This is a genomic window from Pseudomonas sp. GGS8 (genome assembly GCF_024168645.1).
In the GTDB taxonomy this organism is placed as follows: domain Bacteria; phylum Pseudomonadota; class Gammaproteobacteria; order Pseudomonadales; family Pseudomonadaceae; genus Aquipseudomonas.
Window position 1 is genome coordinate 1,431,924 of record NZ_JALJWF010000001.1, and the last position, 14,525, is coordinate 1,446,448.

A 14,525-nucleotide genomic window follows, 5' to 3' on the forward strand; every position below is an offset into this window, starting at 1 on the left:
TTTTTCTTACGGTGCGACCTGCAACATCGCCGGATCGGTCAGCGGCAAAAGCCAGCGTGCCTGTCCAGGTTTCAGCCCGCCACGGCGCGAACGATCCACGACCCAGCCACGAGCCTCGATTTGCTTGCCTTTGAGCTGTTCAAGCGACGCGCCATCGAATTGCCCCAGCATATTGGGTGCAACCCGCAATACAACTGAATCCTGCAACTCGATCCAAACCCCGCCGCGATTGCGCTGAACCTTGCTCACACGGCCACTGAGCACGGCAAAGCCGGACGCGTTGATCTGCTCCGCTTTCAGCACAGGTGACTGTCGCCACAGCCCGAGGCCGGCCTGACGAGCACTGCGTTCCGCCGCCTGCTGGCAGCCGACCAATTCGACGTTCGGTGCTACCGCGACCTGAAAACCGAGACCTTCAGCAAGCATCTGCGCTTCGAGGTTGGCGCCATCGACGCTGTAGACATGGGCCAGGGTGCGGCCGTAATGGTCCTTGCTTTCTTTACCCGGCAGCAAACCGACCCGCCCGTCGCTGGCGGCCACCAAGGCTTCCAGGCGTTTGCGCGCGGCCACGGCGAACGGCTCGTCGGAACGCCCCTGCTTACCCAGCTCCGGTGTGTTCAAACCGATCATGCGCACGCTGCGCCCATCGCTCAGACGCAAGGTGTCGCCATCCACCACCCGCTGCACCGCGACTGGCGTCAGCCCGCTCGGCGCCGGGCAGAAGGCCTGGGCACCGGAAAGCCAAATCGCAGACATAAAAAAGGCGCCCGCGAGGGACGCCTTTTTCATCAGCATGGAAAAACCGTAACGGCTTCCCAAGTTGATCGGCCTTAGGCCTTTTTCGCGCCGAAAGCACCGAAACGGTCTGCGAAACGCTGAACGCGGCCGCCAGTGTCCAGAGTCTTTTGCTTACCGGTGTAGAACGGGTGGCATTCGTTGCAAACGTCGATCGCCAGGGCTTTGCCGTAGGTCGAACGGGTTTCGAACTTGTTGCCGCAGCTGCAGGTAACAGCAACTGCTGGGTATTCTGGATGGATATCAGCTTTCATGGTGTCTTCCTCAGGCTAGCGTGCCGCCACCCAACACTATTGTTGAATACCGCACGTAATTAGGCCGCGGATTCTACCAGACAATGCCGATCACGCAAGCTGTCATGGGTACCCTCCATCAGGAAAGACTGTTCAATGTTGACGGCGTCTTATAATGCCATGCTGCGTTGCTACTCCTCCCCATAGCGCGCTATGGGTCGTCGTAGCGCCTTGCCTGGCATCAAAATCCACTCGCCAACACTTGAACGCTTTCCTGATGGAGGACACCGATCCGACCGTCTGCTAGGCTCCCGGCCTTCGTCATCGCTCCCCTATCGAGAAAACAATCGCGTGCCCAACGCCATTCTGCGCCTCGCCCTGCCTTCGCCCCTGCGCCGCCTGTTCGACTATCGCGCCCCGGCCGGAGTCCTGCGCGCCCAGTTACACCCGGGCATGCGTTTGCGGGTGCCGTTCGGCCGGCGGGAGATGATCGGGATTCTGGTGGAGATCACCGACCACAGCGAAGTCCCGACAGAAAAGCTCAAACCGGCGCTGGCCCTGCTCGATGCCGTACCGCCGCTGCCACCCGCGCTGTTCAAGCTGTGCCTGTGGACCTCCCAGTATTATCAGCACAGCCTCGGCGACACGTTGAGCTGGGCGCTGCCGGTGTTGCTGCGTCAGGGTGAGCTGGCCGAAGCCCGTCAGGAGCGGTTCTGGTCCGCCGCGCCCGGCGCCAGCCTCGATGACCCGCGCATCGCACGCGCCCCGCGGCAGCGTGAAGCCTTGGCGACCCTGGCTCAACATCCCCACGGCGTCGCCCATCAGTTGCTGAGCAAACTGATGCTGAGCAAGGACAGCCTCGATCTGTTGCTGGCCAAGGATCTGGTGCAGGTAGACATCCGCAGGCACGCGCCCGGCGCTCGCCACGAACACTGGCTGGCACAACCGGAATTGCCGCTCAACCCGGAGCAGCGCGCCGCTTATGAAGCGATTCGGGCCGGGTTCGACAGTTATCACGCGTTCCTGCTGGCTGGCGTCACCGGCAGCGGCAAGACCGAAGTCTATTTGCAGCTGATCCGCGAAACGCTGGAGGCCGGCAAGCAAGCCTTGGTGCTGATCCCGGAGATCAACCTCGGCCCGCAAACCCTGGCGCGCTTCGAGCAGCGCTTCAATGCACGCATCGCGCTGATCCACTCCGCCGTCAACGACCGTGAGCGCCTGGACGCCTGGCTGGCCGCACGGGACGGCGAAGCCGACATTATTATCGGCACCCGCTCGGCGCTGTTCACGCCAATGAAGAACCCCGGCCTGATCATCATCGATGAAGAGCACGACGGCTCCTATAAACAGCAAGAAGGCTTGCGCTACCACGCCCGCGATCTGGCGCTGGTTCGTGCCCGACAGGAAAACATCCCGATCGTGCTCGGCTCCGCCACGCCGTCGCTGGAAAGCCTGCAAAACGCCTACACCGGCCGTTACGGTCTCTTACGCCTGAATGAGCGGGCCGGTGGCGCCAAGCAACCGCGCTTCCTGCGCCTGGACGTGAAAAGTCGTCCACTGGACAGCGGCATTTCCGGACCGATGCAGCAAGCCATCGGTCAGACCCTCGCCGCCGGCCAGCAGGTGCTGGTGTTCCTCAACCGCCGAGGGTTCGCCCCGACGCTGCTCTGCCACGACTGCGGCTGGATGTCCGAATGCCAGCGCTGCGACGCGCGAATGACCGTGCACCAGCGTTCAGGCGAACTGCGTTGCCACCACTGTGGCTACGTCGAACGAGTGCCCCGGCATTGCCCGAAGTGCGGCAAGGTCGATTTGCGGCCCGTGGGCGCCGGTACCGAGCGCGCCGAGGAACGCCTGGGGATTCTATTCCCGGACGTCCCGGTGCTGCGGGTCGACCGCGACAGCACTTCGCGCAAAGACGCGATGAATCAATTATTCGCAACCATCCAGAAAGGCCAGCCGTGCATTCTGGTCGGCACACAGATGCTTGCCAAAGGGCACCACTTTCCTCGCGTGACCCTGGTGTCGATTCTCGATGCCGACGGCGGACTGTTCTCTGGTGACTTCCGCGCCAGCGAGCGCATGGCGCAGTTGATCGTCCAGGTCGCCGGGCGCGCGGGCCGAGCCGAAGAGCCGGGCAAAGTGATCATCCAGACGCACTTGGCGGACCACCCACTGCTGGTACAACTGACCGAGCAGGGCTATTTCGCCTTCGCCGAACAGGCATTGAGCGAACGCCGCTCCGCCGGGTTACCGCCATTTGCGCATCTCGCGCTGCTGCGGGCCGAAGCGCATAAACCGGGGCAGGCCGAAGGTTTTCTGGATGAGGCGTGCAGCGAGGCCGAGCGACTTCTGGGCGAGCAGCATCTGACCGGTATCGAGTTGCTGGGGCCGGTGCCGGCACCAATGGAGCGCCGGGCCGGGCGTTATCGCGCACAATTGCTGCTGCAAGCCACGGCCCGAGCGCCGCTGCATCGATTGCTGAGCAGTTGGTTGCTGGCGTTGGAGCAGATGCCGAGCGGGCGGGCGGTGCGTTGGTCTCTGGATGTGGACCCCGTCGATTTGTATTGAATTCAAGATCGCCATCGCGGGCAAGCCCGGCTCCCACAGGGATCTGCGTTGTTTACATGCTCCACGTCATACCACTTACCCTGTGGGAGCGGGCTTGCCCGCGAAGGCGGCCGATTTGTCACCACATATCCATAACCTGCCCGCTATAGTTGGCAAGCCCGTCTTCGCAACGGATAATGCCCAGTTTTTCCACCAGCGCACTGAAGCGCCGCCGCGCCTGCGGTCGAAAGAGAAGACCATGAAAGACACCATTCGCCAGCTGATCCAACAAGCCATCACCCAACTCGTCAACGAAGGTGTGTTGCCTGAAGGCCTGTCGCCGGCGATCCAGGTGGAAAACTCCCGTGACAAGACTCACGGCGACTTCGCCAGCAACATCGCGATGATGCTGGCCAAGCCAGCCGGCATGAAACCCCGTGACCTGGCCGAGAAAATCATCGCCGCGCTACCGGCTGACGAGAACGTCTCCAAAACCGAAATCGCCGGCCCTGGCTTCCTGAACTTCTTCCAGAACACTCAAGCCCTGGCGACTCGTCTGGACGCGGCCCTGGCCAACGACCACATCGGCGTACGCAAGGCCGGTCCAGTGCAGCGCACCGTGGTTGACCTGTCAGCACCGAACCTGGCCAAAGAGATGCACGTCGGCCACTTGCGCTCGACCATCATCGGCGACGGCGTGGCCCGGGTGCTGGAATTCCTCGGCGACACCGTGATCCGTCAGAACCACGTCGGCGACTGGGGCACCCAGTTCGGCATGTTGATGGCTTACCTGCAGGAAAACCCGATTACCAGCGACGAACTGTCGGACCTGGAAAACTTCTACCGCGCCGCCAAGCAACGCTTCGACGAATCCGAAGCGTTCGCCGACCGCGCCCGTGGCCTGGTGGTCAAGCTGCAAGCCGGCGACCCGGACTGCCTGGCGCTGTGGACCAAGTTCAAGGACATCTCGCTGTCCCACTGCCAGAAAATCTACGAATTGCTGAACGTCAAACTGACCATGGCCGACGTGATGGGTGAAAGCGCCTACAACGACGACCTGATCAACGTGGTCAACGACCTCAAGGCCAAGGGCATGCTGGTCGAGAGCAACGGCGCTCAATGCGTGTTCCTCGACGAGTTCAAGAACGCCGATGGCGATCCGCTGCCGGTGATCATCGTCAAGGCCGACGGCGGCTACCTCTACGCCACCACCGACCTGGCGGCCGTGCGCTACCGCAGCGGCAAGCTCAAGGCCGATCGCGCACTGTATTTCGTCGACCAGCGCCAGGCCCTGCACTTCCAGCAAGTGTTCCAGGTCGCGCGCCTGGCCGGTTTCGTGACGCACCCGATGGAAATGGAACACATGGGCTTCGGCACCATGAACGGCGCCGACGGTCGTCCATTCAAGACCCGTGACGGCGGCACCGTGAAGCTGATCGACCTTCTGACCGAAGCCCAGGAACGCGCCTACACACTGGTGAAGGAGAAGAACCCGGAGCTGGCCGAAGACGAGTTGCGCAACATCGCCAAAGTCGTGGGCATTGGCGCGGTGAAGTACGCCGACCTGTCCAAGCACCGCACCAGCGACTACAGCTTCAACTTCGACCTGATGCTGAACTTCGAAGGCAATACCGCGCCGTACCTGCTGTACGCCTACACCCGCGTGGCCGGCGTGTTCCGCAAACTCGGCAAGGACTTCAGCGAAGTCGAAGGGCAGATCGTCCTCGAAGCGCCGCACGAACATGAGCTGGCGGCGAAACTGGCGCAGTTCGGCGAAATCCTGAATAACGTGGCGGACAAAGGTACACCGCACATCCTCTGCACCTACCTGTACGATGTTGCCGGCCTGTTCTCCAGTTTCTACGAGAACTGCCCGATCCTCAGCGCCGACACCCCGGTGCAAATGCAAAGCCGTCTGCGCCTTGCCGCACTGACCGGCCGCACTCTCAAGCAAGGCCTGGAACTCTTGGGTCTGGAAACTCTGGAGCGTATGTAAGTTGGCTGCCAAGAAAAAACCTGCACCCAAGCGTGGCGCCAGCCGTTACCAAGCTCCTGCAAAGCAACCGATTCCGGGCTGGCTGTGGATGGCCATCGGCCTGACGGTCGGCGCGTTCATTGTGTTCCTGATGAAACTGGAGCCGGGCAAGGGCAGTGACAGCGTCAAGCGCGAGAAGGTCGAGCAGCAGCAGAAAGCCACCAAGATCGCCGAAGCCAACAAGACCCCGCCGAGCCCGACGCAGCCAGTGAAGCCGAAGTACGACTTCTACACCTTGCTGCCGGAATCGGAAGTGATCGTACCGCCGGATGCGGTGCCGGAGAAAACCCTGCCGACGCCACAAGTGCCGGCCGTACCGACCACGCCAGTGACGCCTGCGGAAGCGGCGAAGATCGACACGGCCCGGGCTCAGGCGGCATTGGCCGGCATCACCCCGCCGCCAGCGCCACCGGTGGCTAAAGCGGCGCCGGTGACCAAGTTCTTCCTGCAGGCCGGCTCGTTCCGCAAGCAAGCCGATGCCGACAAGGTTCGGGCACAGATCATCCTGTTGGGTCAGGCCGTGGCGGTTGAGTCCGGCACGGTGAAGGACGAGACCTGGTACCGGGTGCTGGTCGGCCCGTTCAGCAACCGCGAACAACTGACCACTGCCCAGAAACAATTGGCGGGCAGCGGCTTCAGCAACTTGTTGTTACAGCAACGCCAGAGCCGTTGATTACTTCCTCAACTGAGGGAGCAATCTGTTTTTGTGGCGAGGGGGCTTGCCCCCGTTCGGCTGCGAAGCAGTCGTAAAATCGACCGCCAAGGTCTGTCTGGCCAATCGCGGCGACCGATTTAGGGCCGCTTCGCGCCCCAACGGGGGCAAGCCCCCTCGCCACAGGGATTCACTTGCATCCCCCTTCACCAGTGACAAACCACTCGTCCCCCGCCGCATCCTACAGTTGAAAAACGCTCCACCACCCCCATATGAGTTGGCATAAGGCATTTTCGCCCCGCTGCGTGGAGACTCTCCCTTGACCACCATCGTTTCAGTTCGCCGCCACGGCAAAGTCGTCATGGGCGGCGACGGCCAGGTTTCGCTCGGTAATACCGTGATGAAAGGCAACGCGAAGAAAGTTCGCCGCCTGTACCACGGTCAGGTTATCGCCGGCTTTGCCGGGGCCACCGCTGACGCCTTCACCCTCTTCGAACGTTTCGAAGGCCAGCTCGAGAAGCATCAAGGCCACCTGGTTCGCGCCGCTGTCGAACTCGCCAAAGAATGGCGCACCGACCGCTCCCTCAGCCGCCTCGAAGCCATGCTCGCGGTCGCCAACAAAGATGCCTCCCTGATCATCACCGGCAACGGTGACGTGGTTGAGCCCGAAGAAGGCCTGATCGCCATGGGTTCCGGCGGCGGCTACGCCCAGGCGGCGGCCAGCGCGCTGTTGAAAAAGACCGACCTGTCAGCCCGGGAAATCGTCGAAACCGCTTTGGGCATCGCTGGCGATATCTGCGTGTTCACCAACCACAACATCACCATCGAGGAGCAGGATCTCGCTGAGTAAGCCTGTGTTGGCCTAGCGCCACGGCTCACTTTTGCTTGAGGACCGCCAATTACTATGCCCATGACCCCCCGTGAAATCGTCCACGAACTCAATCGCCATATCATCGGCCAGGACGATGCCAAACGCGCCGTCGCCATTGCCTTGCGCAACCGCTGGCGCCGGATGCAGCTGCCCGAAGAGCTGCGCGTCGAAGTCACCCCCAAGAACATCCTGATGATCGGCCCGACCGGTGTCGGTAAAACCGAGATCGCCCGTCGCCTGGCCAAACTCGCCAACGCGCCGTTCATCAAAGTCGAAGCGACCAAATTCACCGAAGTGGGCTATGTCGGCCGCGACGTCGAATCGATCATTCGTGATCTGGCGGACGCTGCGATCAAGCTGCTACGCGAACAGGAAATGACCAAGGTTCGCCACCGCGCCGAAGACGCCGCCGAAGAGCGCATTCTCGACGCCTTGCTGCCCCCGGCACGCATGGGCTTCAGCAACGACGACGCCGCCCCGTCCCAAGACTCCAACACCCGTCAGCTGTTCCGCAAACGCCTGCGTGAAGGTCAGCTGGATGACAAGGAGATCGAAATCGAAGTAGCCGAAATCACCGGCGTCGATATCTCCGCGCCACCGGGCATGGAAGAAATGACCAACCAGTTGCAGAGCCTGTTCGCCAACATGGGCAAGGGCAAGCGCAAGAGCCGCAAGCTCAAGGTCAAGGAAGCGCTGAAACTGGTTCGCGACGAAGAAGCCGGTCGCCTGGTCAACGAAGAAGAGTTGAAGGCCAAGGCGCTGGAAGCTGTCGAACAGCACGGCATCGTGTTCATCGACGAAATCGACAAGGTCGCCAAGCGCGGCAATACCGGTGGCGTCGACGTATCCCGTGAAGGCGTACAGCGCGACTTGCTGCCGCTGATCGAGGGCTGCACGGTCAACACCAAGCTGGGCATGGTCAAGACCGACCACATCCTGTTCATCGCCTCCGGTGCGTTCCATCTGAGCAAGCCGAGCGATCTGGTGCCGGAGCTGCAAGGTCGCCTGCCGATTCGCGTCGAACTCAAGGCCCTGAGCCCGGAAGATTTCGAACGCATCCTCAGCGAGCCGCATGCATCGCTCACCGAGCAGTATTGCGCGCTGCTGAAAACCGAAGGGCTGCTCATCGAATTCCAGCCCGATGGCATCAAGCGTATTGCCGAGATTGCCTGGCAGGTCAACGAGAAAACCGAGAACATCGGCGCCCGTCGCCTGCACACCTTGCTGGAGCGCCTGCTTGAAGAGGTGTCGTTCAGCGCCGGCGATCTGGCCAGCACCCACGAGGACAAGCCAATCCTGATCGATGCCGATTACGTCAACAGCCACTTGGGCGAATTGGCACAGAACGAAGACCTGTCCCGTTATATCCTGTAAGCCATACTTACAGCGATAGCGGATCTGCAGGGATAAAAATGTGGGAGCGGGCTTGCCCGCGAAGGCGTCCTCAAGGGCGATAGAAGCTTCGCGGGCAAGCCCGCTCCCACAGGTTCAGCGTCGACCCGCAATCCCTGTCGATCCACTCAGAACGGACGCCAGGCCATGACCCAACTCCCCACCGACATCAAACTGCACAAAGCCTCGAAAACCCTGACGCTCAAATACGCGTCGGGCGAGGAGTATCACCTGCCCGCCGAATTCCTTCGCGTGCACTCCCCTTCCGCCGAGGTTCAGGGCCACGGCAAACCCATCCTGCAATTTGGCAAGATCGGCGTAGGCCTGAGCAAGGTCGAACCGGCCGGTCAGTACGCACTGAAATTGACCTTCGACGACGGCCACGACAGCGGACTGTTCACCTGGGAATATCTGTACCAGTTGGCCGTACGCCAAGAGGATCTGTGGAACGATTATCTTGCCGAACTCAAAGCGGCTGGAAAGACCCGTGATCCGAACGAATCGGTCGTCAAGCTGATGCTCTAGGTCAGGCCTCGGGGTATTTAGAGGGCATTTTCTAATTCCATCTGTTTGAATGCTTGGCTGCCGGGTCAACGATTGGCCCGCTTGCGAAAAAAATTAAACTCGGGTAACCAATGGAGCTGGCAAGTTCCGTGCAGTGCTCTCTGAACTGAAAAGCAGCTATGCAATTAACGGTCACCCGAGCAGTAGTACCTGGCGTTTGCTGTGTGACTACACAGCTGGGCTCAGGTACTCGCCTCAGGACAATGGAGCGTCGTAGATGAGTAACAAGCAAAACGATGACCTGAAATTCCAGGCTTCAGAAAATACCTTGGGACTGAATCCTGTTGTTGGGCTGCGTAGAAAGGATCTACTGGGCTCCGCTCGAATGGTGCTGACCCAGGCCATCAGACAACCCATCCACAGTGCCAGGCACGTCGCCCATTTCGGCATCGAACTCAAGAACGTGCTGTTCGGAAAATCCGAACTTCAGCCGCAAAGCGACGACCGCCGTTTCCTCGACCCGGCCTGGAGTCAGAACCCTCTCTACAAACGTTATTTGCAAACTTATCTGGCGTGGCGCAAGGAGCTCCACACTTGGATCGACAAGAGCAACCTCTCGCCCAAGGACGTCGCCCGCGGGCATTTCGTGATCAACCTCATGACCGAAGCCATGGCCCCGACCAACACGGCGGCCAACCCGGCGGCGATCAAACGCTTCTTTGAAACCGGCGGCAAAAGCCTGCTCGATGGCCTCTCCCATATGGCCAAGGATCTGATCCACAACGGCGGTATGCCGAGCCAGGTCAACATGGGCGCGTTCGAAGTCGGCAAGAGCCTGGGCGTGACCGAAGGCGCGGTGGTCTTTCGCAACGACGTGCTGGAGCTGATCCAGTACAAGCCGATCACCGAGCAAGTGCATGAACGCCCACTGCTGGTGGTGCCGCCGCAAATCAACAAGTTCTATGTTTTCGACCTCAGCCCGGACAAGAGCCTGGCGCGCTTCTGCCTGCGCAACAACGTGCAGACGTTCATCGTCAGCTGGCGCAACCCGACCAAGGAACAACGCGAGTGGGGTCTGTCGACCTACATCGAAGCGCTCAAGGAAGCGGTCGACGTGGTCACCGCGATCACCGGCAGCAAAGACGTGAACATGCTCGGTGCCTGCTCCGGCGGCATCACCTGCACCGCCCTGCTGGGTCATTACGCAGCGATCGGCGAGAAGAAGGTAAACGCCCTGACGCTGCTGGTCAGCGTGCTCGACACCACCCTCGACAGCGACGTGGCCCTGTTCGTCGACGAGCAGACCCTCGAAGCCGCCAAGCGTCATTCCTATCAGGCCGGCGTGCTGGAAGGTCGCGACATGGCGAAAGTCTTCGCCTGGATGCGCCCCAACGACCTGATCTGGAACTACTGGGTCAACAACTACCTGCTGGGCAACGAGCCACCGGTGTTCGACATTCTGTTCTGGAACAACGACACCACTCGCCTGCCGGCCGCCTTCCACGGCGACCTGATCGAGATGTTCAAAAACAACCCATTGATCCGCCCCAACGCACTGGAAGTGTGCGGCACGCCGATCGACCTTAAACAAGTCGATGCCGACATCTTTTCCCTGGCCGGCACCAACGACCACATCACCCCGTGGAAGTCTTGCTACAAGTCGGCACAACTGTTCGGTGGCAAGGTCGAATTCGTGCTGTCCAGCAGCGGGCATATCCAGAGCATTCTGAACCCGCCCGGCAATCCGAAAGCGCGCTACATGACCAGCACCGACATGCCGGTCAAAGCCGAGGACTGGATGGAAAACTCCACCAAGCACACCGACTCCTGGTGGCTGCACTGGCAGGCGTGGCAGGCCGAGCGTTCGGGCAAACTGAAGAAGTCCCCCGCCAACCTTGGCAACAAGGCCTATCCCGCGGGTGAAGCGTCGCCAGGCACGTATGTGCATGAGCGGTAACTGACACACCTCACCCTGTGGGAGCGAGCCTGCTCGTGATGACGGCGGTACATCCAACCATTGTGTTGACTGTCACACCGCAATCGCGAGCAGGCTCGCTCCCACAGTGGATGAGGAAGAATTAGAGATAGCGACCCACAGGGCCCCGAAGCATGCCGCAACCGTTCGTATTTCGTACCGTCAACCTGGATGGGCAGACCCTCCGCACCGCGGTACGCCCCGGCAAGCCTCACTTGACGCCCTTGCTGATTTTCAACGGCATCGGCGCCAACCTGGAGCTGATATTTCCGTTCGTCCAGGCTCTGGATCCGGATCTGGAAGTCATCGCCTTCGACGTACCCGGTGTCGGCGGCTCATCGACGCCCAGCCGGCCGTATCGCTTTTCGGGCCTGGCGAAACTGACGGCGCGAATGCTCGACTATCTCGATTACGGGCAGGTCAATGTGATCGGCGTGTCATGGGGTGGCGCCCTGGCGCAGCAATTTGCCTATGACTATCCCGAGCGCTGCAAGAAGCTGGTGCTGGCAGCCACGGCGGCCGGCACAGTGATGGTGCCGGGCAAACCGAAAGTGCTGTGGATGATGGCCAGCCCACGACGCTACATCCAACCGTCCCATGTGATTCGCATCGCGCCGATGATCTATGGCGGCTCGTTCCGTCGCGATCCAACCCTGGCGGCCAGTCACGCCGCGCGGGTTCGCTCGGCAGGCAAACTGGGCTACTACTGGCAGCTGTTCGCCGGGTTCGGCTGGACCAGCATTCACTGGCTGCACAAGATCCAACAGCCGACCCTGGTGCTGGCCGGCGACGACGACCCACTGATCCCGCTGATCAATATGCGCATGCTGGCCTGGCGAATTCCCAATGCCCAACTGCACATCATCGACGACGGGCATCTGTTCTTGATTACTCGGGCCGAAGCGGTGGCACCGATCATCATGAAGTTTCTCGAAGAGGAACGTCAGCGCGCAGTGATGCATCCGCATCCGGCGCCATCGGGCAGTTGACCGCCCCGGCTTTGGTTCAGGAAAAGAGCGTCGACAGGACGTCGTACCGCGCAACAATCCGCAACAACGTCTATGGTGTTTTGTTCGGTGAGTTTGTTTTTGGCCTGATGACGAAGGAGTGTTGACTCATGCGCGACAAACCAGCGAAGGGCTCCTCGCCCACTCCCGCTGCATTCATTAACGCACAGAGTGCGGTTACCGGTCTGCGCGGCCGGGACTTGCTTTCAACCTTGCGCAGCCTGGCCGCCCACGGCCTGCGCAATCCGGTGTACACGGCCCGGCACGCCTTGAAACTGGGCGGCCAGCTCGGCCGCGTGCTGTTGGGTGAGACCCTGCACCCGATCAATCCGCAAGACAGTCGCTTTGCCGACCCGACGTGGAGCCTCAACCCTTTTTATCGTCGCAGCTTGCAGGCCTACCTGAGTTGGCAGAAGGAGGTCAAAAACTGGATCGACGAGAGCAACTTGAGCCCGGACGACCGCGCCCGCGCCCACTTTGCCTTTGCCTTGATCAACGATGCCGTGGCGCCGTCCAACACCCTGCTCAATCCGCTGGCGATCAAGGAGATCTTCAACTCCGGCGGTCACAGTCTGGTGCGGGGTATCGGCCACCTGCTTGACGACTTGCTGCACAACGACGGTTTGCCCAGACAAGTCACCAGGCAAGCGTTCGAGGTGGGCAAGACAGTCGCCACCACCACCGGCTCCGTGGTGTTTCGCAATGAGCTGCTGGAACTGATCCAGTACAAGCCAATGAGCGAAAAACAGTATTCCAAACCGTTGCTGATCGTGCCGCCACAGATCAACAAGTTCTACATTTTCGACTTGAGCCCCAACAACAGCTTCGTCCAGTTCGCCCTTAAAAACGGCTTGCAGACCTTCATCATCAGCTGGCGTAACCCCGATGTGCGTCACCGCGAATGGGGGCTGTCGTCTTACGTCCAAGCCGCCGAAGAAGCCATGAATGTATGCCGGGCGATCACCGGTGCGCGCGAGGTCAACCTGATGGGCGCCTGCGCTGGCGGGCTGACCATCGCCGCGCTGCAAGGGCACTTGCAGGCCAAGCGACAACTACGGCGGGTGTCCAGCGCGACCTATCTGGTGAGCCTGCTCGACAGTCAGATTGAAAGCCCGGCAACCCTCTTCGTCGATGAACAGACCCTGGAAGCGGCCAAGCGCCGCTCGTATCAGAAGGGCGTTCTGGAAGGTCGCGACATGGCCAGGGTTTTTGCCTGGATGCGCCCCAACGACTTGATCTGGAATTACTTCGTCAATAACTACCTGTTGGGCAAAGAGCCGGCGGCGTTCGACATCCTCTACTGGAACAATGACAACACACGCCTGCCGGCAGCGTTTCATGGCGACCTGCTGGATTTCTTCAAGCACAACCCGCTGAATCATCCGGGCGGACTGGAAGTGTGCGGCACACCGATCGACCTGCAGAAAGTCACCGTCGACAGTTTCAGCGTGGCCGGCATGAACGATCACATCACCCCGTGGGATGCGGTGTATCGCTCGACCTTGCTGCTGGGTGGCGAGCGGCGCTTCGTGCTGTCCAGCAGCGGCCATGTGCAGAGCATTCTCAACCCGCCGCACAATTCGAAAGCCAACTACGTCGAGAACCTGAAACTGAGCAGCGACCCGCGGGCCTGGTATTACGACGCTAAACGCGTCGATGGCAGTTGGTGGACGCAATGGCTGAGCTGGATTCAGGAACGCTCCGGCGCACTGCGCGAAACCCAGATGACCCTCGGCAACCAGAACTATCCACCGATGGAGGCGGCACCCGGTACTTACGTGCGCGTGCGCTGACGTTCAACGAACCACGGCCGACAATGGCCGTGGTCTGACTCGACCATTAAGAAGACTGGATGAAAACCCGCGACCGGATTCTCGAATGTGCCCTGCAGTTGTTCAATCAGAAGGGCGAACCGAACGTTTCCACCATGGAGGTGGCCAACGAAATGGGCATCAGCCCGGGCAACCTCTACTACCACTTCCACGGCAAGGAGCCGCTGATCCTGGGGCTGTTCGAACGCTTCCAGACCGAACTGACGCCCTTGCTCGATCCACCGTCCGATGTGGAATTGGCCCCCGAAGATTACTGGCTGTTCCTGCACCTGATCGTCGAACGCCTGGCCCAATACCGGTTTCTGTTCCAGGACCTGTCGAACCTTGCCGGCCGCCTGCCGAAACTGGCCAAGGGGATACGCAACCTGCTCAATGCGTTGAAGCGCACACTGGCTTCATTGCTGGCGCAGTTGAAGGCTCTGGGGCAGTTGGTCAGTGACACCCAGGCGCTGGGGCAACTGGTGGAACAAATCACCATGACCTTGCTGTTCTCGCTGGACTATCAGCGGATTCTCGACCGTGAAGGTGAAGTGCGACTGGTGGTGTACCAGATCATGATGCTGGTGGCGCCGCATTTGTTGCCGCCGGTGAAAGTCGCGACCGAGCGGTTGGCGTTGCAGTATCTGGAAGAGCATTAAGATCTTTTCAACGCTCAAACAAAAACGCCCGACCTTTACAG

12 protein-coding genes are annotated in these 14,525 nt (G+C 60.7%); 10 read left to right on the plus strand and 2 right to left on the minus strand.

Annotation, left to right across the window (positions count from 1 at the left end; all coding sequences use genetic code 11):
* Positions 1-6: 6 nt before the first annotated feature.
* A complete protein-coding gene (locus J3D54_RS06245) occupies positions 7-795 on the minus strand; it encodes a thermonuclease family protein (RefSeq protein ID WP_253417154.1) in 789 nt (262 codons plus the stop codon).
* Between the two features lie 35 nt (positions 796-830).
* Positions 831-1,049 carry a 50S ribosomal protein L31 gene (gene rpmE, locus J3D54_RS06250; protein WP_018929146.1) on the minus strand — a complete coding sequence of 73 codons (219 nt, stop codon included), beginning with the start codon at positions 1,047-1,049 and terminating at the stop codon, positions 831-833.
* Between the two features lie 330 nt (positions 1,050-1,379).
* Between rpmE and J3D54_RS06255 the strand changes: the two genes are divergently transcribed.
* The 10 genes from J3D54_RS06255 (at position 1,380) to J3D54_RS06300 (ending at position 14,484) form a co-directional block, all read left to right on the plus strand.
* Entirely contained in the window at positions 1,380-3,599 is a 2,220-nt protein-coding gene (locus tag J3D54_RS06255) for a primosomal protein N' (protein ID WP_253417155.1), read from the plus strand.
* A 238-nt stretch (positions 3,600-3,837) separates the two neighbouring features.
* Positions 3,838-5,574: an arginine--tRNA ligase gene (gene argS / locus J3D54_RS06260; RefSeq protein WP_253417156.1), complete on the plus strand. Its 1,737-nt coding sequence runs from the start codon at positions 3,838-3,840 to the stop codon at positions 5,572-5,574.
* Position 5,575: 1 nt separating this feature from the next.
* Positions 5,576-6,286 carry an SPOR domain-containing protein gene (locus tag J3D54_RS06265; RefSeq protein WP_007936813.1) on the plus strand — a complete coding sequence of 237 codons (711 nt, stop codon included), beginning with the start codon at positions 5,576-5,578 and terminating at the stop codon, positions 6,284-6,286.
* A 298-nt stretch (positions 6,287-6,584) separates the two neighbouring features.
* Positions 6,585-7,115, plus strand: a complete 531-nt coding sequence (hslV, locus tag J3D54_RS06270; protein ID WP_007936812.1) for an ATP-dependent protease subunit HslV — start codon at positions 6,585-6,587, stop codon at positions 7,113-7,115.
* Between the two features lie 54 nt (positions 7,116-7,169).
* The gene (gene hslU / locus J3D54_RS06275) at positions 7,170-8,510 is read left to right on the plus strand and encodes an ATP-dependent protease ATPase subunit HslU (protein WP_253417157.1); all 1,341 of its coding nucleotides are present in this window, start codon (positions 7,170-7,172) and stop codon (positions 8,508-8,510) included.
* Positions 8,511-8,675: 165 nt separating this feature from the next.
* Complete coding sequence (locus tag J3D54_RS06280) at positions 8,676-9,053, plus strand: gamma-butyrobetaine hydroxylase-like domain-containing protein (RefSeq protein ID WP_019581848.1); 378 nt, start codon at positions 8,676-8,678, stop codon at positions 9,051-9,053.
* A 256-nt stretch (positions 9,054-9,309) separates the two neighbouring features.
* Positions 9,310-10,989, plus strand: a complete 1,680-nt coding sequence (gene phaC / locus J3D54_RS06285; protein WP_253417158.1) for a class II poly(R)-hydroxyalkanoic acid synthase — start codon at positions 9,310-9,312, stop codon at positions 10,987-10,989.
* 152 nt (positions 10,990-11,141) lie between these two features.
* The gene (gene phaZ / locus J3D54_RS06290; protein WP_086944125.1) at positions 11,142-11,996 is read left to right on the plus strand and encodes a poly(3-hydroxyalkanoate) depolymerase; all 855 of its coding nucleotides are present in this window, start codon (positions 11,142-11,144) and stop codon (positions 11,994-11,996) included.
* Positions 11,997-12,124: 128 nt separating this feature from the next.
* On the plus strand, positions 12,125-13,807 hold the full coding sequence (gene phaC / locus J3D54_RS06295) for a class II poly(R)-hydroxyalkanoic acid synthase (protein ID WP_253417159.1): 1,683 nt from the start codon (positions 12,125-12,127) through the stop codon (positions 13,805-13,807).
* A gap of 59 nt (positions 13,808-13,866) precedes the next feature.
* The gene (locus J3D54_RS06300; RefSeq protein WP_253417160.1) at positions 13,867-14,484 is read left to right on the plus strand and encodes a TetR/AcrR family transcriptional regulator; all 618 of its coding nucleotides are present in this window, start codon (positions 13,867-13,869) and stop codon (positions 14,482-14,484) included.
* The last annotated feature ends 41 nt before the right edge of the window (positions 14,485-14,525 follow it).